The 19,708-nt window shown below is 69.2% G+C and carries 15 protein-coding genes; 10 read left to right on the top strand and 5 right to left on the bottom strand.

Translation table 11 applies throughout. From position 1 onward, the window contains the following. Positions 1-44 precede the first annotated feature (44 nt). Complete coding sequence (gene glyA, locus ACI3KS_RS00820) at positions 45-1,319, bottom strand: serine hydroxymethyltransferase (RefSeq protein ID WP_404914206.1); 1,275 nt, start codon at positions 1,317-1,319, stop codon at positions 45-47. Positions 1,320-1,495: 176 nt separating this feature from the next. Here glyA and ACI3KS_RS00815 point away from each other — a divergent pair, with 176 nt between their 5' ends. From ACI3KS_RS00815 to ACI3KS_RS00790, 6 genes are all read left to right on the top strand, one after another. Then, positions 1,496-3,001 (top strand): family 20 glycosylhydrolase, encoded by a 1,506-nt coding sequence (locus ACI3KS_RS00815; RefSeq protein WP_404914204.1) that lies wholly within the window; start codon positions 1,496-1,498, stop codon positions 2,999-3,001. Beyond that, positions 2,998-4,155, top strand: coding sequence for an N-acetylglucosamine-6-phosphate deacetylase (nagA, locus tag ACI3KS_RS00810; RefSeq protein ID WP_404914202.1), 1,158 nt, complete (start codon positions 2,998-3,000; stop codon positions 4,153-4,155). The genes ACI3KS_RS00815 and nagA overlap by 4 nt, the downstream gene beginning before the upstream one ends. Before the next feature lie 479 nt (positions 4,156-4,634). Further along, positions 4,635-7,034, top strand: a complete 2,400-nt coding sequence (locus tag ACI3KS_RS00805) for a sigma-70 family RNA polymerase sigma factor (protein WP_404914200.1) — start codon at positions 4,635-4,637, stop codon at positions 7,032-7,034. A 9-nt stretch (positions 7,035-7,043) separates the two neighbouring features. Then, positions 7,044-7,415: a YrdB family protein gene (locus ACI3KS_RS00800; protein WP_404914199.1), complete on the top strand. Its 372-nt coding sequence runs from the start codon at positions 7,044-7,046 to the stop codon at positions 7,413-7,415. Continuing rightward, a complete protein-coding gene (locus tag ACI3KS_RS00795) occupies positions 7,412-8,770 on the top strand; it encodes an FAD-binding oxidoreductase (RefSeq protein WP_404914197.1) in 1,359 nt (452 codons plus the stop codon). The genes ACI3KS_RS00800 and ACI3KS_RS00795 overlap by 4 nt, the downstream gene beginning before the upstream one ends. Beyond that, positions 8,763-9,170 carry an NUDIX domain-containing protein gene (locus tag ACI3KS_RS00790; protein WP_404914195.1) on the top strand — a complete coding sequence of 136 codons (408 nt, stop codon included), beginning with the start codon at positions 8,763-8,765 and terminating at the stop codon, positions 9,168-9,170. The genes ACI3KS_RS00795 and ACI3KS_RS00790 overlap by 8 nt, the downstream gene beginning before the upstream one ends. 12 nt (positions 9,171-9,182) lie before the next feature. On the opposite strand, the gene ACI3KS_RS00785 is transcribed toward ACI3KS_RS00790, so the two are convergent. The 3 genes from ACI3KS_RS00785 to ACI3KS_RS00775 are packed head-to-tail and all read right to left on the bottom strand — an operon-like array spanning position 9,183 to position 12,080. Beyond that, positions 9,183-9,962 carry a glucosamine-6-phosphate deaminase gene (locus tag ACI3KS_RS00785; protein WP_404914193.1) on the bottom strand — a complete coding sequence of 260 codons (780 nt, stop codon included), beginning with the start codon at positions 9,960-9,962 and terminating at the stop codon, positions 9,183-9,185. After that, the gene (locus tag ACI3KS_RS00780; RefSeq protein ID WP_404914191.1) at positions 9,955-10,896 is read right to left on the bottom strand and encodes an ROK family protein; all 942 of its coding nucleotides are present in this window, start codon (positions 10,894-10,896) and stop codon (positions 9,955-9,957) included. Before ACI3KS_RS00780 ends, ACI3KS_RS00785 begins: the two co-directional genes overlap by 8 nt. Continuing rightward, on the bottom strand, positions 10,893-12,080 hold the full coding sequence (locus ACI3KS_RS00775; protein ID WP_404914189.1) for an ROK family protein: 1,188 nt from the start codon (positions 12,078-12,080) through the stop codon (positions 10,893-10,895). The genes ACI3KS_RS00780 and ACI3KS_RS00775 overlap by 4 nt, the downstream gene beginning before the upstream one ends. Before the next feature lie 186 nt (positions 12,081-12,266). Here ACI3KS_RS00775 and ACI3KS_RS00770 point away from each other — a divergent pair, with 186 nt between their 5' ends. Further along, positions 12,267-13,763 carry a L,D-transpeptidase family protein gene (locus ACI3KS_RS00770; RefSeq protein WP_404914187.1) on the top strand — a complete coding sequence of 499 codons (1,497 nt, stop codon included), beginning with the start codon at positions 12,267-12,269 and terminating at the stop codon, positions 13,761-13,763. Positions 13,764-14,127: 364 nt separating this feature from the next. Here the strand turns inward: ACI3KS_RS00770 and ACI3KS_RS00765 are convergent, their stop codons facing one another. Continuing rightward, the gene (locus ACI3KS_RS00765; RefSeq protein WP_404914185.1) at positions 14,128-16,347 is read right to left on the bottom strand and encodes an NADP-dependent isocitrate dehydrogenase; all 2,220 of its coding nucleotides are present in this window, start codon (positions 16,345-16,347) and stop codon (positions 14,128-14,130) included. A 194-nt stretch (positions 16,348-16,541) separates the two neighbouring features. On the opposite strand from ACI3KS_RS00765, the gene ACI3KS_RS00760 reads away from it, so the two are divergent. The 3 genes from ACI3KS_RS00760 (at position 16,542) to ACI3KS_RS00750 (ending at position 19,662) form a co-directional block, all read left to right on the top strand. After that, the gene (locus tag ACI3KS_RS00760) at positions 16,542-17,000 is read left to right on the top strand and encodes a GNAT family N-acetyltransferase (protein ID WP_404914183.1); all 459 of its coding nucleotides are present in this window, start codon (positions 16,542-16,544) and stop codon (positions 16,998-17,000) included. Positions 17,001-17,217: 217 nt separating this feature from the next. Continuing rightward, positions 17,218-18,231: a LacI family DNA-binding transcriptional regulator gene (locus tag ACI3KS_RS00755; RefSeq protein ID WP_404914181.1), complete on the top strand. Its 1,014-nt coding sequence runs from the start codon at positions 17,218-17,220 to the stop codon at positions 18,229-18,231. Positions 18,232-18,354: 123 nt separating this feature from the next. Continuing rightward, on the top strand, positions 18,355-19,662 hold the full coding sequence (locus tag ACI3KS_RS00750) for an ABC transporter substrate-binding protein (protein WP_404914179.1): 1,308 nt from the start codon (positions 18,355-18,357) through the stop codon (positions 19,660-19,662). The last annotated feature ends 46 nt before the right edge of the window (positions 19,663-19,708 follow it).

Genomic DNA, 19,708 nt, shown 5'->3' with positions numbered 1-19,708 from the left:
AGCGAAGCGAGACGAAACGCAGAGACGAAACGCGTCCGAAGTGCTTACTGCTGCAGGTCGGGGTACAGCGGGAAGGCCGCGGCGAGCGCGTCGACACGAGCGCGCAGGGCGTCGACGTCGGCGTCGGGCTGCAGCGCGAGGGCGATCACGTCGGCGACCTCGGTGAACTCGGCGTCGCCGAAGCCGCGGGTCGCGAGCGCCGGGGTGCCGATCCGCAGACCCGAGGTGACCATCGGCGGGCGCGGGTCGTTCGGAACGGCGTTGCGGTTCACCGTGATGTGGATGTCGTGCAGGAGGTCCTCCGCCTGCTTGCCGTCGATCGCGGCGTCGCGCAGGTCGACGAGCACGAGGTGCACGTCGGTCCCGCCGGAGCGCACACCGACGCCGGCGTCCTTGACGTCCTGCTGCGAGAAGCGCTCGGCGATGATCGCCGCACCGCGCAGGACACGGCCCTGGCGCTCGGCGAACTCGGGCGTCGCGGCGAGCTTGAACGCGGTGGCCTTGGCGGCGATCACGTGCATGAGCGGGCCGCCCTGCTGACCGGGGAACACCGCGGTGTTGATCTTCTTCGCGATCTCGGCGTCGTTCGTGAGGATGAAGCCGGAGCGGGGGCCGCCGATCGTCTTGTGCACCGTCGACGAGACGACGTGCGCGTGCGGCACGGGGTTCGGGTGCAGACCCGCGGCGACGAGCCCGGCGAAGTGGGCCATGTCGACCCAGAGCAGCGCGCCGACCTCGTCGGCGATCGCGCGGAACGCGGCGAAGTCGAGGGTGCGGGGGTAGGCCGACCAGCCGGCGATGATGACCTTCGGCTTGTGCTCGATCGCGAGACGACGAACCTCGTCCATGTCGATGACCGAGGTCTCGGGGTTCACGCCGTAGGCGACGATGTCGTAGAGACGGCCCGAGAAGTTGATCTTCATGCCGTGCGTGAGGTGGCCGCCCTGGTCGAGCGAGAGGCCGAGCAGCGTGTCGCCGGGGCGAGCGATCGCGTGCAGCACCGCGGCGTTCGCCGAGGCTCCCGAGTGCGGCTGGACGTTGGCGAACTCGGCGCCGAACAGGTCTTTCGCGCGCTGGATCGCGAGCTCCTCGGCGACGTCGACCTCTTCGCAGCCACCGTAGTAGCGGCGTCCGGGGTAACCCTCGGCGTACTTGTTGGTGAGCACGGAGCCCTGCGACTGCAGCACCGAGACGGGCACGAAGTTCTCGGATGCGATCATCTCGAGGAAGGTCTGCTGACGCTTCAGCTCGCGGTCGAGCACCTCGGCGATCTCGGGATCGACCTCGGCGAGCGGGGCGTTGAAGTAACGGTCGGTCATGACGTGCTCCTCTGACAACGGATTCGAAAGGGTGCTTCCATCGGCCCAGGCGCGCGGTCGAATTCCGTGGTCAGTCGCTCCCCGGTGGTAGTCCACCCAGACGCCAGTCGCGACGCGTACGAGCATACCGGATCCGCCCCTGTCGCGATCCGCGTCCGGCAGGATAGGTTTTGTTCATGGTCTTTACACTTGAGCTCCCGCTCGTGCCCGCTCCGGCCTCCGCCAGCGTCGGAGAGGGACGGATGCCGCTGCCGGAGCACCTCGTCGTCGACGGACCCGCCGACGCCGCACACCGCCTGCTCCTCGAGGTCGAGCAGCGTACGGGCATCGGCGGCATGAGTGCGCACGACGGCGCGCACGTCGAACTCCGCATCGACCCCGCGGTCGCGGCACCGGAGGGGTACACGCTCGACGTCGTCGACGGCATCCGCGTCGTCGGCGCCGACGACGCCGGCCTGTTCTACGGCATCCAGTCGCTGCTGCAGCTGATCCGCCAGGACGCCGAGGGCGCCTGGTCCGTGCACCGGGCGTCGATCGCCGATGCCCCGCGTTTCACGCATCGCGGAGTCATGCTCGACGTGGCACGCCACTTCTTCACCGTGAGCGAGGTGAGACGGCTGATCGATGCGGCGAGCGCGCTCAAGCTCAACCGACTGCATCTGCATCTCAGCGACGACCAGGGCTGGCGGATCGCAATCGGCTCGCGGCACCTCCTGACCGAGCTGGCCTCCGACAGCGCGGCCGGCGGCGAGCCCGGGGGCTTCTACAGCGCCTCCGACTATCGGGAGATCGTCGAGTACGCGGCGGCACACCACATGGTCGTGATCCCCGAGATCGACCTGCCCGGCCACACCCACGCGGTGGGCGTGGCCTACCCGGATCTCGTCGAGGAGCCGGTGATCGACGAGGCCTTCCGCGCGCAGGCCGCTTCTCTCGGGCAGGCACTCCCCGTCGCGGGGGTCCCCTATACCGGCTGGGGCGTCGGCCACTCCAGCCTGCGCATCCACGATGAGCGCACCTACGAATTCATCGGCGAGGTCATCGCGGAACTCGCCGCCCTCACCCCGGGCCCGTATCTCCACATCGGGGGCGACGAAGCCCTGGGCACCACCGCCGAGGATTACGCCCTGTTCATCTCGCGGGCCACCCGCGCCGTGGTCGATGCCGGCAAGACCCCCATCGCCTGGCACGAGGCGGGAGCCGCAGCCGACTTGGCTCGGGGGACGATCGGCCAGTACTGGGGCTCGGTCACGGCGAAGGATGTGGCGCGGGCGGAGACGGCGCGATTCGTCGAGCGCGAGGGCGCGGTGATCCTGTCGCCGTCGGACGTCGCGTATCTCGACATGAAGTACACGCCGGACTTCCCGCTCGGGCTCGACTGGGCCGGAACCATCGACGTGCGAAAGGCGTACGAATGGGACCCGACGAGCGTGCTCGACATCGACGCGCTGGCCATCCTGGGCGTCGAGGCGCCCCTGTGGAGCGAGACCGCGCGCACCTTCGAGCACGTCCAGCTCCTGGCGTTCCCCCGCATCGCGGCCGTGGCCGAGATCGCGTGGTCCACTGCCGCCGGGCGCGACTGGGAGTCGTTCCGGGTTCGGCTGGGATCCCTCGCTCCTCTGTGGACCGCGGCCGGGATCTCGTATCACCCGACCGACGACGTGCCCTGGACCGAGCGATGACCTCGTCGACGCTGGTCATCCACTCGGCCCGCGTGGTCGACGACGGACGGATCGCCGAGCACGGCTGGGTACGTTTCGAGGCGGGCCGCGTGGTCTCGCGCGGCCTCGGCGACACCTGGTCGCCGGCCGGCCAGGTGGTCGACGCGGCCGAGCTCGCGGGGCCGGGGGCCGTGCTGACCCCGGGTTTCATCGATCTCCACGGCCACGGCGGCGGCGGGTTCTCCTTCGACGACGGCCCCGATGCGATCCGCGCGGCTCGAGCGCTGCATCGCGAGCACGGGACCACCCGCGCCGTGATCTCGCTGGTCACCGCCCCCCTCGACGATCTGGAGCGACGAGTCGCGGAGGTGGCTGCGCTGACGACGACGGATGCCGACGTCCTCGGCTCCCACCTCGAGGGACCGTTCCTCGATCCCGCGCACCACGGCGCCCACGACCCCGCCCTGCTGCGGGCGCCTGCGCCTGCGGATCTGGAGCGCGTGCTGAGGGCCGGAGGCGGCACGGTGCGGCAGGTCACGATCGCGCCCGACCTCCCGGGTGGCCTCGACGCGATCCGACTCGTGGTCGACGCCGGCGCGGTCGCGGCAGTCGGCCACACTGGGGCGGATGCCGCGGTGGCGGCATCCGCGTTCGATGCCGGCGCGTCGATCCTCACGCACGCGTTCAACGCGATGCCCGGCATCCATCACCGCGATCCGGGGCCGGTGCTCGCCGCCGCGCACGACCGACGGGTCGTGCTCGAGGCGATCGCGGACGGCGTGCATCTGCATCCGCACGTCCTGAAGCTCCTGTTCGACGCCGCGCCGGCACGGATCGCGCTGATCACCGATGCGATGGCTGCCGCGGGTCGCGGCGACGGCGCCTACGATCTCGGTGCGGTGCGCGTGACCGTGCGCGACGGCGTCGCCCGCGCCGACGCCACGGGCGCGATCGCCGGATCCACCCTCACCCAGGATGCCGCGCTGCGGCAGGCGGTCGACGCGGGTATCGCTCTCCCCGACGCCGTGAACGCGCTGACGGCCACTCCGGCCGCAGCAATCGGATTCGCAGACCGTCTGGGGCGTCTCGTTCCGGGCTTCGCGGCCGATGCCGTGCTGCTGGACGCAGAACTGCGCGTCGTTCGCGTATGGACGGGCGAGCACATCCCCCGATAGTGCCGCGGCATCGCGCAACGACGCGCAGCTCTGCATGCTCCGGTCGGAAATCCAAGGGAGGGGAGGCCACCGCTCCCCAGCCGGCGGCCTCGTCCCCTTGTCAGAGCCGGGTGGCCGGGAGCTCCTCCCCCGAGGATCCCGACCGACCCGACTGACGCCATACCCCCGCGCCAGCGCCTTCGGCTCCGCCCCCCGGTGGAGCCTTCCGGCTGTCTCTACGTGATGAGACGACCAAGACCCCGGATCATTACGCGAGTTCGCAGAAAAACTTCGGGAAACTTCTGACGATGACCGGTCGAAGCCCGAGAAATGCCTTTCCACCTGGGATTCGCTCGCGCAAAGGCGATTCAGATTATTTTCGGATTCCGGTGGCCTGGACGCGTCATCCGGGTGAGAATGGAAGATGCGCGTGATGAACGAGCCCCTCGCGCATCTCTTCTTATGAAGGTGCACTCGCCCTTCATGACCGATGGATGAATGTGGACGACGAGAACACCCCGCACGACGAGACGATCGCCGACGCCGACCTGGTCCTGCGCACCCGCTCGGGTGACGCCCAGGCGTTCGGTGAACTCTGGCGACGGCACTACCCGTCCGGCATGGCGGTGGCCCGTTCCGTGACCTCGTCCATCGACCCCGACGACCTCGTTCAGGAGTCGTACACCCGCATCTATCAGGCCATCATCAAGGGCGGCGGTCCCAACGGCTCGTTCCGCGCCTACCTCTTCACCAGTATCCGCAACACGGCGGCCGCATGGGGGCGGTCACGCAAGGAATCCGCGATCGACGAACTCGACACTGTCGCGGACCCCGACAGCACCGAGCAAGCGTCGAACGAAGCACTCGATCGCAGCCTCACCGCCCAGGCGTTCCGCAGTCTGCCCTCCCGGTGGCAGGAGGTCCTCTGGTACACCGAGATCGAGCAGATGAAGCCGAACGAGGTGGCGCCCCTGCTCGGCATGAAGGCCGGTGCGGTGTCACAGCTCGCCTTCCGCGCCCGTGAAGGTCTGCGTGAGGCGTGGATTCAGGCGCACCTGCGCAGCACGACCGAGGGCTCCGACTGCCAGTGGGCGATCGAGCACCTCGGCGCCTACTCGCGCGGCAACCTCAGCACCCGCGACCACAAGCGTCTCGAAGAGCACCTCGACAGCTGCGCGCGATGCATGATCGTCGCCGCAGAGGCCAAAGACGTCTCGACGAGGCTGGCCCTCGTTCTCCTGCCGTTGGTCCTGGGCATCGCCGGATCGACCGGCTACCTCGCGACCCTGCAGGGTGGCGGCACTCCCCTCGTCGCGCTCGCGGCGATGCCCTCGAGCGTCGTCGAGGGCGGCGTCGTGGTCGGCGGTACCGCTGCCGGCGGGATCGCCACTGGGCTCACCGGCTCGAGCGCCGGTGGCGCGGGAGGAGGCACCGGCGGGACATCCTCCGGTGCCGGAGCCGCAGGTGGAGCGGGCGGTGGAGCCGGAGCATCCGGTGGCGCTCTGAGCGGGATCGGCGCCCTCGTCGGCGCGGGTTCCGCTGCCCTGGTCGTCGCCGGCGTGGTCGCTGCGGCCACCATCCTGCCAGGGCTCGCCGGGGCGAATCCGGCCGCATCTCTGCCGAACGCGGGCGCTGGCGACTCCTCGTCGATCACGACCGACATCGCCCCCGATGACTCGCTCTCGGAGGACGAGTCGACCCCGGCAGACGAGATCGACGACACCGACGATGAGAAGACCGAACCGGAGTCCCCGGTCGAGCCGACGGATCCTGCCGACGAGATCCTGCCGATCGATCTGAAGACGGATTCCGTCCCCGTGACGGTTCCGTCCGCCGCCCCGCGGCCGCCCGTGTCGGATCCGAAGCCGCCGGTCGTCGACCCCGACGATGCGAGCAGCGACGCCGACGGCGGCAACGCCGATGCCGACGGCGGCAACGCCGATGCCGATGCCGACGCCGACGGCGGCAACGCCGATGCCGATGCCGGCGCAGACGGCGGGAACGCCGACGCGGACGGCGGCAACGCCAACGCAGGCGGCGGCAACGCCAACGCAGACGGCGGCAACGCCAACGCAGGCGGCGGCAACGCCGACGCCGATGGAGGAAACGCCGACGCAGACGGCGGGAACGCGGATGCGGACGCCGACGGTGGCAACGGCGGCACGGACCCGGAGACCCCCTCGCTGCCGGACACCGCCCCCACGATCTCCGCGGCGACGGTATGGCTGGACGAGAACTTCGTCACGCACTACACAGTGCTCGTGAGCGGAGTGCCGGGTATGACGGTCGAGTCGCTCATCAGCGGGAGCACGGGTGGCACCGGAACCACGGAGCTGGTCGCCGATGTGGCCGACCCGACCATCGGCTACGGAACGATCGACCTGCGTCCGAGCGGCTGGCAGATCCTCTTCAACGCGAGGGTGGAGTTCTTCTACGTGCTCGACGGCGTGCGCAGCCCCGCGGCGACCGTGAGGCTGTCGGATCTGGGTCAGCTCTCGACGCCGACAGCCGCCCTGACGGATGCCGGCGCCCCGGCACCGGCATCCTCGACGTCGGACGGTGCAGAGCCGACCACGAGCGAGCCCACGACGAGCGATCCGGCTCCGCCCTCGGATGCCGCGACCGAAGCGGTCTCGGACGATCCGCAGCCTGTGGCTCCGCCGACGGAGCCGGTCGTTCCGGAGAACCCGCCCGCCGTCGAGCAGGCCGTGCCCGAGGAGCCCGTGGTCGAGGAACCCGTTCCGACCGAGCCCGAGACCACACAGCCCGAGACGGTGGAACCCGCGGCGACGGCATCCGCGTTCCTCGAGGACCAGGCCGCTCCGCTCACCGACGAGGCCCGCGTCGAGGAGCCCGGCACCGGCACGACCCCGACCGAGGGGCCCGTAGGCGGCGAATAGACTGGAGCCATGCCCCAGGACTCTGCTCCCGTTCCCGGCGTCGAGCCTCGGAACATCTCCGCTCTCGACGTCGTCCGCGCCATCGTCCTGGTCATCTCGATCGGCACGCTCGCCCTGTGGGGCTTCGCGACCTGGGACTTCCCGTGGAATCTCGTCCTCGGCATCGGCGCCCCCGTCGTCGTCCTTCTCGTGTGGGCGCTCTTCCTGTCGCCCCGCGCGGTTCTTCCGCTGCATCCGTTCCTCCGGGCCGCCGTCGAGCTGCTGATCTACGTCGGAGTGACGATCGCCTGGTGGCTCATGGATCAGCCGGTCGTCGGTATCGCCTTCGCGATCGTCGCCGTCGGCGCCGGCCTCGTCAGCGGACGCCGTCGATTGTCATGACCGTTCTGGCGCAGCTCCAGGCTGCTCTGGGCTCGCTCGTCGACATCGACCCGGTGTCCCTCGACGCAGCTCGCGCCGACAGATCCGGCCACGCGGCTGCGGGCACGCCGATCGCGATCGTGCACGCCGAGACCGTGGCTCACGTGCAGCAGGTCATGCGCATCGCCACGGCGACGCGCACTCCCGTCGTCGTGCGCGGCGCCGGCACCGGCCTCGCGGGAGCCGCGAACGCCGGGGAGGGCGAGATCGTGCTCTCGACCGCGCGGATGACGGCGATCCTCGAGGTGCGCTCCGAGGATCTGCTCGCGGTCGTCGAGCCCGGCATCCTCAACGCGGATCTCAACGCCGCCCTCGCCGAGCATGGCGTGTGGTGGGCGCCCGATCCCGCCAGTCGCGCGATCTCCACCGTGGGAGGGAACATCGCCACGGGCGCGGGAGGACTGCTGTGCGCGAAGTACGGCGTCGTTCGCGACGCCGTACTCGCCGTCGACCTCGTGCTCGCGGACGGCCGCCTGATGCACTTGGGACACCGCAGCGTGAAGGGCGTCACGGGGCTCGATCTCGCCTCGCTCGTGATCGGATCGGAGGGCACGCTCGGGGTGATCGTCGGCGCGACCCTCAAGCTGCGCCGCCTGGTCACGGGCGATGTCTGCACTCTGGCCGCGACATTCCCCGACGTCCGCTCCGCGGCCGCCGCATCCGCCGCCGTCACCGCGAGCGGCGTGCAGCCGGCGATCATGGAGCTCATGGATGCCGCGAGCCTCGCCGCGGTCGCCGAGCTGCTCGCACTCCCCGCCCCGGCGCCCGGCGCGGCGCAGCTGACGGTCCAGACCGACGGTCCGGCGGCGCGAGCCGAGGCCGAGGCCGTCGCCGCGGTGCTGCGCGCGCACGCCGGCGACGTCCAGGTGACGACCGACCACGAGGAGGGCGAGCGGCTGCTTTCCATCCGGCGGTCGATGCACCCCGCGATGGCAGCGCTGGGCACGACCCTCATCGAGGACGTGTCGGTGCCACGCAGCGCGATGCCGGCGATGTTCGACGAGATCGCGCGCATCGAACGCGAGTTCGGCCTCACCATCCCGACCATCGCGCACGCCGGCGACGGCAATCTGCACCCCAACTTCGTCTTCGAAGGCCCCGAGACGCCCGACCACGTCTGGGCTGCCGCCGATGCGCTGTTCCGCGCGGCGATCGCGCTCGGAGGCACGCTCACGGGCGAGCACGGCATCGGCACACTGAAGAGTCGATGGCTCGCCGCCGAGATCGGTGACGACCAGTGGCAGCTGCAGCGCGAGATCACCCGGGTGTTCGACCCGCTCGGCATCCTCAACCCTGGAAAGGTCTTCCATGCCTGACATCCGAGTGAGCGCGGCCGTGATCCTGGACGACGCAGAGCGCGTGCTCGTCGTCCGCAAGAAGGGCACGACCCGCTTCATGCAGCCCGGAGGCAAGCCCGAGGCCGGCGAGACACCGGCGCAGACGCTGATCAGGGAGCTCGAGGAGGAGCTCGGAGTGCGGATCGACGAGTCCCGGCTCCGCCCGCTCGGAACATTCGTCTCGGCCGCGGCCAATGAGCCGGGTCACCGGGTGATCGCCGACGCCTTCGCGACGACGATCGACCCTCGTGAGGTGTCGGTGCGGGCCGAGCTGGAAGAGCTCCGCTGGATCACCCGCGACGAGGTCCCCGGTCTCGCTCTCGCTCCCCTGAGCCTGGAGCACCTGCTCCCGCTCGCCTGGCCGATGTCCCCGGCCTGAGCGGACCTCGCGTCAGAGCCCCTGCCAGTCGGGCTTGTGCGCGAAGGTGTAGCGATAGTAGTCGGCCTGGGCCAGCAGAGACGCAGCGGCCTCGTCGACGACGACGGTGGTGTGCGGGTGGAGCTGGATCGCCGACCCCGGCAGCATCGCCGAGAGCGGTCCTTCGACCGCCGCGGCGATGGCCTGCGCCTTCTGCTCGCCGAACGCGAGGAGCACGAGATGCCGGGCTTCCAGGATCGTGCCGAGCCCTTGGGTGATGCAGTGCCGCGGCACATCGTCGATCGAGGCGAAGAAGCGGGCGTTGTCGGATCTCGTCTGCTCGGTGAGCGTCTTCACCCTGGTGCGCGAGGCGAAGGATGATCCCGGCTCGTTGAATCCGATGTGGCCGTCGGTGCCGATGCCGAGGATCTGCAGGTCAACTCCCCCGGCCTCTGCGATCGCCGCTTCGTAGTCGTCTCCCGCATGCCGGATCGTCGCCGCGCCTCCGTCGGGCACGCGCACGAGGCGGGGATCGAGGCCGAGCGGCTCGACGACCTCCCGGGTGATCACGGATCGGTAGCTCTCCGGATGCGCCGGGTCGAGCCCGACGTACTCATCGAGAGCGAACCCGCGCACCCGGCCGAGCTCAAGAGCGCCGACGCGACGGCGCAACGCCTCATAGACGGGCAGCGGGGTCGAGCCCGTCGCCAGCCCCAGTACGGCATCCGGCCGCTCGCGCACGAGACGTTCGATCTCCGCGGCGACGAGCTCACCGGCCGCAGCAGGGTTCTCGACGATGACGACTTCAGCCATGGGACATGATCTCCTTCGCAGGGGTTCCGGCGCCGACCATGGCCGCCCCGATGGCGGCCACCGGCGATCCGGACGGGAGCAGTTCGATCCGTTCGTCGAGACGCAGGGATTCGAGGAACGGCGACGATGCGGCATCCGATCGGAGCGAGTCGCGGATGCCGGCGTCGAGACGGTCGCCGAGTGCGGTCAGACCGCCGCCGATGATCACCCGGTCGACGTCGACCGCGAGGATCAGAGCGCGGACCGCGGCGGCCGCGCCTCGGAAGAGGTCGCCACGCAGCAGCAGCGCGTCGGGGTCGCCGAGATCCGCGGCGTCGAAGATGTCTCGGATCGGAAAGGCACCGCCGCGACCCCACGCCCGTGCGAGGGCGCCGCCGCCGCACAGCGTCTCGATGCAGCCCTGCTGTCCGCAGCCGCAGCGGCGTCCGGCCGGGTCCACGGAGAGATGCCCGATCTCCCCGGCCACCCCGCGTCCGCCGCGCCAGATCCCGCCGTCCACGACGATTCCGGCGGCGACGCCGGTGCCGAGATTGAGGTACGCGGTCGCACCGTCGTGGCGGTGCAGCCGCGAGGCGCCGAGGGCCGCGGCCTTCACGTCGTTCTCGATCCGGAACCGGATGCCGAGCACCGCAGACGCCCGCGCGGCGAGGTCGGAGGACTCGATCCCGAGATTCACGGCGTGCAGAACCCGACCGGAGTCGGCGTCGATGAGCCCCGGGATGCCGACGCCGGCCGAGGCGATCTCGTCGACGCCGATCCCGGCAGCGGCGGCAAGAGCGTGGAGGGCGTCGGCGATGTCGCCGATCACCGCCTCCTCTCCGATGCTGCTCGCCCGGCGGTCACGCGCCACGATCTCCCCGTCGGGGTCGATCAGAACCGCATCGATCTTGGTCCCGCCGATGTCGAGGCCTGCGCGGACCGGGAGACCGGTCACGAGACTCCCAGTTGGCTGGACAGCACCATGACGGCGGCACCGCGGAGGACGATGTCCTCCTGAGCGGTGAGCCGGATCCGTACATCCTCGAACACGCCCTCGAGCGTGCGCGCATGCAGAGTGTCGATCGCGGCGTCGATGAGGATACCGTCCAGCAGCTCCGCCGGACCGGACAGCACCACCTCCGACAAGTCCAACGCCGCGACGATCGGTGCGATCCCGATCCCCATCCGAGTCCCCGCGTCCCGCAGGATCGCCTCACGCTGTGCGGGTTCGGCCTCGATAGCGGCGTCCAGGCGCGTGACGCTCAGCCACGCCTCCAGGCATCCGTCCTTTCCGCAGGCGCAACGGGGTCCTCCGTCGGTGCCGACGACGACGTGCCCGATCTCTCCGGCCGCGAAGCGGCTGCCGACGAGTGGCTGGCTGCCGGTGATCAGGCCGGCGCCGACACCGCGCCCGATCTTGATGAGCATGAAGTCGGCCTTCGCCTCACCGAAGGTGTACTCGGCGAGAACCGCGGCATTGGCGTCGTTGCGCACGAGCACGGGGAGGTCGAGGTCGACTCCGAGCTTGGCCTCCAGCGGCAGGTCCTTCCAGCCGAGGTTCGGCGAGCTCAGCACCACGCCGTCGGGACGCACGACGCCGGGACTGCCGATTCCCACGCCCAGCACCGGCTGGGTGGCTGCGGCGACGAGAGCACGAGCCAGGGCGAGGGTCGCGGCATAGGCGGCGTCTCCGTCGGCCTGGACGGGGCGGGGAACCTCGCGGCGTTCGAGCACCTCGCCGTCGAGGCTGAGCACGGCGCCGATGAAAGCCGACGGGCCCGACAGGTCGAGTCCCACGATCTGATGACCGGCACGGTCGAGGTCGACGAGGATCGGCGGCTTGCCTGGTCCCACGGTCTCGCGGACGCCCATCTCCACGACGATCCCGTCGGCGATGAACTCGGAGACGAGATCCGAGATGGTGACCCTGGTGAGCCCTGTCTCTCGCGAGAGGTCCGCTCGGCTCATCGCCCCGGAGTGGTACAGCGTCTGCAGCACGAGAGCGCGGTTGTGCCCTCGGGCGTGCTCGGGGAGGACCTTGGCGCGCGAGCGAAGATGCCGCCCTGGTCCGAAGGCGTGCGCGCTGAGCCCTGCGTGCTCTGTGGAGGGCGCGGGGCGGGGATCATCCGATGCGGACATGTTTGTTAGTAGACCTTACGAACGCCGATCTCCGCAAGTCGGACCCCCGCGGCACCCCCCTCGGTTACCGAAACGTTACCCTCCTCGCGGATGTCCGACGACCTGGGATTTTCCGTTGCGCCTCCGTTACCTGCCATACCGTACGATTGACTCAATTGCCACGTTGACAACCGGGGGGTGAAGCTCGTGACCGACCTCATTTCCGCACCGAGCGCCACGACGGAGAAGCAGGCCGAGACGCCTCGCTCGACCGATGATTCCGTCACATCCGTGCTCGCCCCCGAAGGGTCGGCCCCCACGGAGGTCCTGCCTCCCGTGAGTGGCGAGCCTCCGCTCGAATGGGCTCCGATCGAGCCGGCTCCGAAGAAGAAGCGGCTCGGCCTGTGGATCGGCCTCGGTGTCGGCGCCGTGGTGCTCGGAGCCGGTGCCGCGTCGATGTTCCTCATCGCCCCCGGCACGACGATCGCCGGAGTCCCGGTCGGGTTCATGACCCCCGGCGCCGCTGCAGACGCGGTCAGCAGCCACCTCGCGCAGACCGAGGTCACACTGACCGGAGCGGGCGACGACGCGGTGCTCACCGGTGCCGATCTCGGCGCGACGATCGACGCCACGGCACTGGCCGACGAGGCTTTCGCCGCGCACCCGATGTGGAACGTCACTGCCTGGGGAACCACCGTGCCCGGCACGATCACGCTCGACGCCACGACGGCCGAGACCGCCCTGCGCGACGCGGTGCCGACGAGCTTCGTCGACCCGGTCGATGCGGCCGTCTCGTTCGACGCCGCCAGCAGCACCTACGTCGTCACGCCGTCCGAGGCCGGCACAGCGATCGACGTCGACGCGCTGACCACCGCGATCTCGGACGCCGTCGCAGACGGATCGCGGTCAGTGGAGTTCTCGGGAGACCCGACCGCCGCACTCGCACCGGTCACGGATGACAGCGCGAACGCGGTCGCCGCCTCCCTCAACAACATGATCGGATCCATCGGCTTCTACGTCGGCGAGGAGCGCACCGTCCCGGTCGACCCCGCGACCGCTGCCACGTGGCTCAGCGTCGTGGATGAGGGCGGCGAGCTGCGCATCGAGGCCGACCAGGCCGCGATCCAGGCGACCGTGGACACTCTGCCCGGCATCGTCGACCGGGCTCCGGTCAACGCGGTCAACATCGTCAACTCCAAGGGCGAGGTGCTCAAGGCCGAGACCGAGGGCGTCGTCGGGCGCACCATCGGCGACACCTCGAACTTCGCAGCCGACTTCGCCACGCAGCTCGAGGCCGGCAACGGCGTCTTCCCGCTGACCGTGGTCGAGGCTCCCTTCGAGACGACCTCCCTCTTCCGTCGCATCGACGTGAACCTCAGCACCCAGACCACGACGCTGTACGAGAACGACGTCGTCGTGCAGTCGTACCGGATCTCCTCCGGCAAGTCGGCGACGCCTACGCAGACCGGCAACTTCACGGTCCGCGCCCACGTGCGCATCCAGGACATGGTGGGTGCCGATTACGTCACCAAGGATGTCCCCTGGGTCACCTACTTCAACGGCGATCAGGCCTTCCACGGCACGTACTGGCACAGCAACTACGGCACGCCCATGAGCCACGGCTGCGTCAACATGCCGATCGATGTCGCGAAGTACGTGTACGAGTTCGCACCTCTCGGCCTCGAGGTCTCCGTCCACAACTGATCGTTTCCGGCGGCGCCTGATGAGCGCGCCGCTTCGGAACACGGACGCCCCTTGTCCTCGCTGCGAGGAGAAGGGGCGTCTCGGCGTCCACCCGACAGCGCGTTCCTCGAGACGCGACGGGGGTGAGCGCTGCGGCATCCTTCACCTCGTCACCCCACTTCCCCGCTCCGGAGCCGCACGCCGCCGCGAAGGGCGCTCCCGGTGCAGAATGTCGGGTCGATCGACGCATGTCGATCCAGAACACGCTTTCTCACCCGACATTCGTGAATCCACCCGACAGAACGCACGGACGGATGCCGCATGAGAAGCCCGCCCGGAGACGGAAGAAGGCGGATGCCGAAGCATCCGCCTTCCGCCGTGTTCATCAGACCAGGGCGTCGATGATCCCGTTCAGCGTCGCGGACGGTCGCATCACTGCGGCGACCAGGGCTGCGTCGGGGCGGTAGTAGCCGCCGATCTCGACCTTCTGGCCCTGCACCGCGTTCAGCTCGGAGACGATCTTCTCCTCGTCCGCGGTGAGCGCTGCGGCGATCGGCGCGAACGCGGCTGCCAGCTCGGCATCCTTCGTCTGCTTCGCGAGCTCCTGCGCCCAGTACAGACCGAGGTAGAAGTGGCTGCCGCGGTTGTCGATCGTGCCGAGGGCACGGCCGGGCGAACGGTCCTCCTCGAGGAAGGTGCCGGTCGCAGCGTCGAGGGTCTCGGCGAGGATGCGCGCCTTCTCGTTCCCTGTACGGTCGGCGAAGTGCTCGAGCGAGGCCGCGAGTGCGAAGAACTCGCCCAGCGAGTCCCATCGAAGGTAGTTCTCCTCGACGAGCTGCTGCACGTGCTTCGGGGCGGAGCCGCCCGCACCGGTCTCGAACAGGCCGCCGCCGGCGAGCAGCGGGACGATCGACAGCATCTTGGCCGACGTGCCGACCTCGAGGATCGGGAACAGGTCGGTGAGGTAGTCGCGCAGCACGTTGCCCGTCACCGAGATGGTGTCGAGGCCGTGGCGCATGCGCGCGAGCGTGTAGCGCGTAGCCTCCTCCGGCGCGAGGATCGTGATCGTGAGGCCCTTGGTGTCGAGGGTCGCGAGGCCCTGGTGCACCTTGGCGATGATCTGCGCGTCGTGCGAGCGGTTGGCGTCGAGCCAGAACACGGCGGGAACGCCAGTCGCACGGGCGCGGCCGACCGCGAGCTTGACCCAGTCCATCACGGGGATGTGCTTGGTCTGCGTCGCACGCCAGATGTCGCCGGCACCGACCTCGTGCTCGATGAGCACGGTGCCCTCGCTGTCGAGCACCTGGACGGTGCCGGCCGCGGCGATCTCGAACGTCTTGTCGTGGCTGCCGTACTCCTCCGCGGCCTGAGCCATCAATCCCACGTTGGGGACGGTGCCGATCGTCGCGGGGTCCAGGGGACCGTTGGCGATGACGTCGTCGATGACCGCCTGGTAGACACCGGCGTAGGACGAGTCGGGGATGACGGCCAGGGTGTCTGCTTCCTCGCCCTCCTTGCCCCAGAGCTTGCCGCCGTTGCGGACGAGCGCGGGCATCGAGGCGTCGACGATCACATCGCTCGGCACATGCAGGTTCGTGATGCCCTTGTCGGAGTTGACGTACGACAGGCGCGGACCCGCGGCGATGGCCTTGTCGAACGATGCGGCGATCTCTTCTCCACCGGCGACGTTCGAGAGCCCGGCGAGGATCGAGCCGAGACCGTCGTTCGCGTTGAGGCCGGCCTCGGCCAGCTGGTCGCCGTACTGGCCGAAGACGTCCGCGAAGAAGGCCTTCACCACGTGGCCGAAGATGATCGGGTCGCTGACCTTCATCATCGTGGCCTTGAGGTGCACGGAGTAGAGGACGTCGTCCTTCTTGGCGGTCTCGAGTGTCTCCGCGAGGAACGCGTCCAGCGCGGATGCCGAGAGGAACGTCGCGTCGATGATCTCGCGCGGCAGGACCTTGAGGCCCTCCTTCAGCACCGTGACGGTGCCGTCCTCGGCGATGTGGCGGAAGCTGAGCACGTCGTCGTGGGCGGCGACCCATGAGCGCTCGTTGCTCTTGAAGTCGTCGTGCCCCAGCGTCGCGACCCGGGTCTTCGACCCCTCGGCGAACGCCTTGTTGCGGTGCGGGTGCTTCTTGGCGTAGTTCTTCACGGCAAGCGGAGCACGACGATCGCTGTTGCCCTCGCGCAGCACCGGGTTGACCGCAGAGCCCTTGATCCGGTCGTAGCGCGCACGGACGTCCTTCTCCTCGAGCGAGCTCGGCTCGTCGGGGAAGTCGGGAATGTCGTAACCGGCGGCCTGCAGCTCCGCGATCGCGCCCTTGAGCTGCGGGATGGATGCCGAGATGTTCGGCAGCTTGATGATGTTCGCCTCCGGCTGGGTGGCCAGCCCTCCGAGCTCGGCGAGAGCGTCGCCGACCTGCTGCTCGGGCGTGAGCTTCTGCGGGAAGGCGGCGAGGATGCGACCGGCGAGCGAGATGTCGCGGATGTCGACCTCGATGTCCGCCTGGCCGGTGTAGGCCTGGATGATCGGGAGGAGGGATGCGGTCGCGAGCGCCGGAGCCTCGTCGGTGTAGGTGTAGATGATGGCGTCGTCGGTCACCGGGAAATTCTCCGTTCACGGGGCGATTTGTCTCGATACCAAGATACCTGAGCGACTCAGGGGAATCCGCCGTTCCCTCATTCTGTGCGGCCTCGACCCCGCCCGCGCGTTCCGGCCGACCTCCATCGGCGACGCGGTCCGCAATATGCCGGGGCCGCGTAGGCGCTCGGCCGCAAAGGGGCTAGCCTGGGGGCATGTCCGAACTGCGCATGGTCGAACTCTCCGCCGCGACGATCGTCGCCGTGAACAACCTGTCGCTCAAGCCTGGACAGGAGCAGTTCCTCGCGCCCGTGTCCTACGGCATCGCAGCGACCGTCTTGAACCCGCAGACCTCCTGGCAGCGGGTGATCCTCGACGAGGACACCGTCGTCGGCTTCGTGAGCGCCAACTTCGATGAGGACGCTCCCGAGGAGCACTTCCGCTCGGTGCTGTGGCGCATCAACGTCGACGCCGAGGGACAGGGCAAGGGCGTCGGCCGCTTCGCGGTCGAGAACCTCGTCGAAGAGGCACGCGCACGCGGATTCGACCACGTCAACGTGATCTACGAAGCCGGTGACGACGGCCCTGAGGCCTTCTTCCTGCGGGTGGGGTTCACCCCGGTCGGCGAGACCGCGTACGGCGAGGTCCTCGGCGAGATCAAGGTCGCCTCCTAGACCGGCGGCGGGGTCTCGAATCCCCTCCCCCATCGAGACCTCGTCGCCCTCTTCGCGTATTCCGCGTCGTCGAGCGCGGGAGCGCTCTCACGCCATTCGCCGCTTTTTGTTGGTTGCAACCACAAAAGGGTTGCGCTCCGCGTCGGGTCGTGCGTATCATCGCTCAGGAAGCGGTAGCGAAGCGCTTCGATGAATCCGAAACGACGACGGAGTCCCGATGACGACGATCCACGAGGTGGCGAAGGCCGCCGGTGTATCGATCAGCACCGTCTCGTACGCGCTCAGCGGCAAGCGACCCGTCTCTGAGAAGACGCGACGACGCATCGAGGACGCCGCCCGAGATCTCGGCTACGAGCCCGACGCCGGAGCCCGCATGCTGGCCGGGCGGCGCACGAACATCTTCGCCCTCACCGAACCCCTGCGAGCCGACACCCACGCCCCCACGCACATGTCCTTCGTGCTGGCGACGGCGGTCGCGGCTCGCCGTCGAGGCTACGACATCCTGCTCCTCACCGATGAGCAGACATCGGAGGGCATGAACCGCGTGGCAGCGAGCAGGCTCGTCGACGCCATCCTCGTCCTCGACGTCGCCCCCGACGACGAGCGCGCGCAGATCGCCCGCACCGTGCGCACACCGACGGTGTTCATCGGCATCCCCGATGACAGCGCGGGACTCACCTGCGTCGATCTCGACTTCGAATCCGCGGGGCGTCTGGCGATCGATCGACTGGCGGATGCCGGGCATCGCCGCATCACACTGCTCGGGCAGACCGAGGTCTCGTACCGCAAATCGAACTTCCCCCGCCGTCTGCTGCACGGCGTGCAGGACGGCGCACTTCAGCGCGGCGTGTCCCTCGAATGGGCGACCACCGGCGCCACGACCACCGAACCCGACGCGGTCCGCGAAGCGACCGAGCGCGCCCTCGCCCGCGGCGATCGAGCATTCGTCGTCCACGCGGTCGGCGACGTGCACGAGACCCTGCTCGCCGTGCTCTCGGAACACGGCCTGCGGGTCGGCCAGGACGTGTCGATCATCTCGGCCGCGGCGTCGTTCGACACCGGCGCCCTGTCGGCACCGATCGACACGATCCCGCTCGTGCCGATGCAGTCCTGCGAGTTGGCCGTCGATCTCGCCGTGGCCCGCCTCGAGGATCGCTCGGTACCCGCGGAGATCTACCTCATCCCGCCGGAGTACCACCCCGCCGGTTCGATCGCGCCCGCCAGGGAGTGATGCGAGCCCACTTCCACTCACGCATGATCGTTGTCGAAACGCTTCGATTGCGCGTCCACAACTGAAGATCCGACCCACCGAAGTGTCCCGGCCGATCAGGCCATCACGAAAGGAGTGCCGACGATGGCACGCAACATCCGTAGGAAGAAGACGCTGGCGGCCCTCGCCGCCTTGACCGCGACGGGCATCGCCCTGGCCGGCTGCACCCCCTCTTCCGGGGGCGACAGCGGCGACGGCGACACCCTCAAGCTCTGGCACTACGAGGGTGCCGACAGCGCCATGGGCAAGGCCTGGGCCGAGGCCATCTCGATCTTCGAAGAGGAGACCGGCGCGAAGGTCGAGTTCGAGGAGAAGTCCTTCGAGCAGATCCAGAAGACCGCGAGCCAGGTGCTCGACACCGACGCCGCCCCCGACCTCATGGAGTTCAACAAGGGCAACGCGACCGCCGGCTTCCTGGCATCCACCGGTCTGATCGCCGACATCTCCGACGCGGTAGACGAGTACGGCTGGGCCGACAAGCTCGCCCCGTCACTGCAGACCACCGCGAAGTACTCCGAGGACGGGGTCATGGGCGGCGACACCTGGTACGGGGTGCCGAACTACGGCGAGTTCGTGGGCGTCTACTACAACAAGGACGCGTTCGCGGCGGCAGGCCTCGAGATCCCGACCACGTACGAGGAGTTCGTGAACGTTCTCGATGCGTTCGTCGCGCAGGGCATCACTCCCCTGGCCGAAGCAGGAGCGGAGTACCCGCTCGGTCAGCTCTGGTACCAGCTCGCACTGCTTGAGGGCGACCGGGACTTCGTCGACGCATACCAGCTCTACAAGGGCGAGGTCGACTGGCAGGGCCCCGAGATCACCTCGGCCACCGAAACCCTGCAAGAGTACGTCGACAAGGGCTACATCGCCTCGGACGTCTCCTCGGTCAAGGCGGAGGACGCTGGTGTCTCGTTCATCAACGGCACCTCGCCGATCTTCGTCTCGGGCTCCTGGTGGTTCGGACGCTTCGTCGCCGAGGCCACGGGCTTCGACTGGACCCTCGACGCCTTCCCCGGCGCCGACCTCTCGCTCGGATCGTCGGGCAACCTCTGGGTCGTCCCCGAGAACGCGGCCAACAAGGAGCTCGCCTACAAGTTCATCGACATCACGATGCGTCCGGAGATCCAGGCGATCATCGGCAACAACGGCGGACTGCCCGTCGCAGCCGACACTGCGGACATCACGGATGAGAAGAGCGCTGCGCTGATCGAGACGTTCAACGGCATCCTCGATGCCGACGGCCTGTCCTTCTACCCCGACTGGCCCGCGCCCGGCTTCTACGACGTGATCGTGCAGGAGCTGCAGGGTCTCGTGACCGGTGTTCAGGACGTGGAGACCACGAACGCCAACCTCGGCGAGCAGTACGACGAGGGCACCGCCGAATTCCGTTGATCGACCGCGGGGGCGGCGCCACGTCGGTGCCGCCCCCGCACCCCTC

The sequence above is a fragment of the Microbacterium sp. ZW T5_45 genome, from assembly GCF_044987415.1.
Lineage (GTDB): Bacteria > Actinomycetota > Actinomycetes > Actinomycetales > Microbacteriaceae > Microbacterium.
Note: the sequence above shows the minus strand (reverse complement) of the source record. Positions and strands in the feature narration are given on the sequence as shown.

What these genes read in the sequence shown, in the direction of transcription:
- ACI3KS_RS00790 (WP_404914195.1), top strand. Translation starts at nt 8,763, where the DNA reads ATGCCTGACATCCGAGTGAGCGCGGCCGTGATCCTGGACGACGCAGAG.
- ACI3KS_RS00815 (WP_404914204.1), top strand. Translation starts at nt 1,496, where the DNA reads ATGGTCTTTACACTTGAGCTCCCGCTCGTGCCCGCTCCGGCCTCCGCC.
- ACI3KS_RS00795 (WP_404914197.1), top strand. Translation starts at nt 7,412, where the DNA reads ATGACCGTTCTGGCGCAGCTCCAGGCTGCTCTGGGCTCGCTCGTCGAC.
- ACI3KS_RS00785 (WP_404914193.1), bottom strand. Translation starts at nt 9,962, where the DNA reads ATGGCTGAAGTCGTCATCGTCGAGAACCCTGCTGCGGCCGGTGAGCTC.
- ACI3KS_RS00775 (WP_404914189.1), bottom strand. Translation starts at nt 12,080, where the DNA reads ATGTCCGCATCGGATGATCCCCGCCCCGCGCCCTCCACAGAGCACGCA.
- glyA (WP_404914206.1), bottom strand. Translation starts at nt 1,319, where the DNA reads ATGACCGACCGTTACTTCAACGCCCCGCTCGCCGAGGTCGATCCCGAG.
- nagA (WP_404914202.1), top strand. Translation starts at nt 2,998, where the DNA reads ATGACCTCGTCGACGCTGGTCATCCACTCGGCCCGCGTGGTCGACGAC.
- ACI3KS_RS00800 (WP_404914199.1), top strand. Translation starts at nt 7,044, where the DNA reads ATGCCCCAGGACTCTGCTCCCGTTCCCGGCGTCGAGCCTCGGAACATC.
- ACI3KS_RS00755 (WP_404914181.1), top strand. Translation starts at nt 17,218, where the DNA reads ATGACGACGATCCACGAGGTGGCGAAGGCCGCCGGTGTATCGATCAGC.
- ACI3KS_RS00760 (WP_404914183.1), top strand. Translation starts at nt 16,542, where the DNA reads ATGTCCGAACTGCGCATGGTCGAACTCTCCGCCGCGACGATCGTCGCC.
- ACI3KS_RS00750 (WP_404914179.1), top strand. Translation starts at nt 18,355, where the DNA reads ATGGCACGCAACATCCGTAGGAAGAAGACGCTGGCGGCCCTCGCCGCC.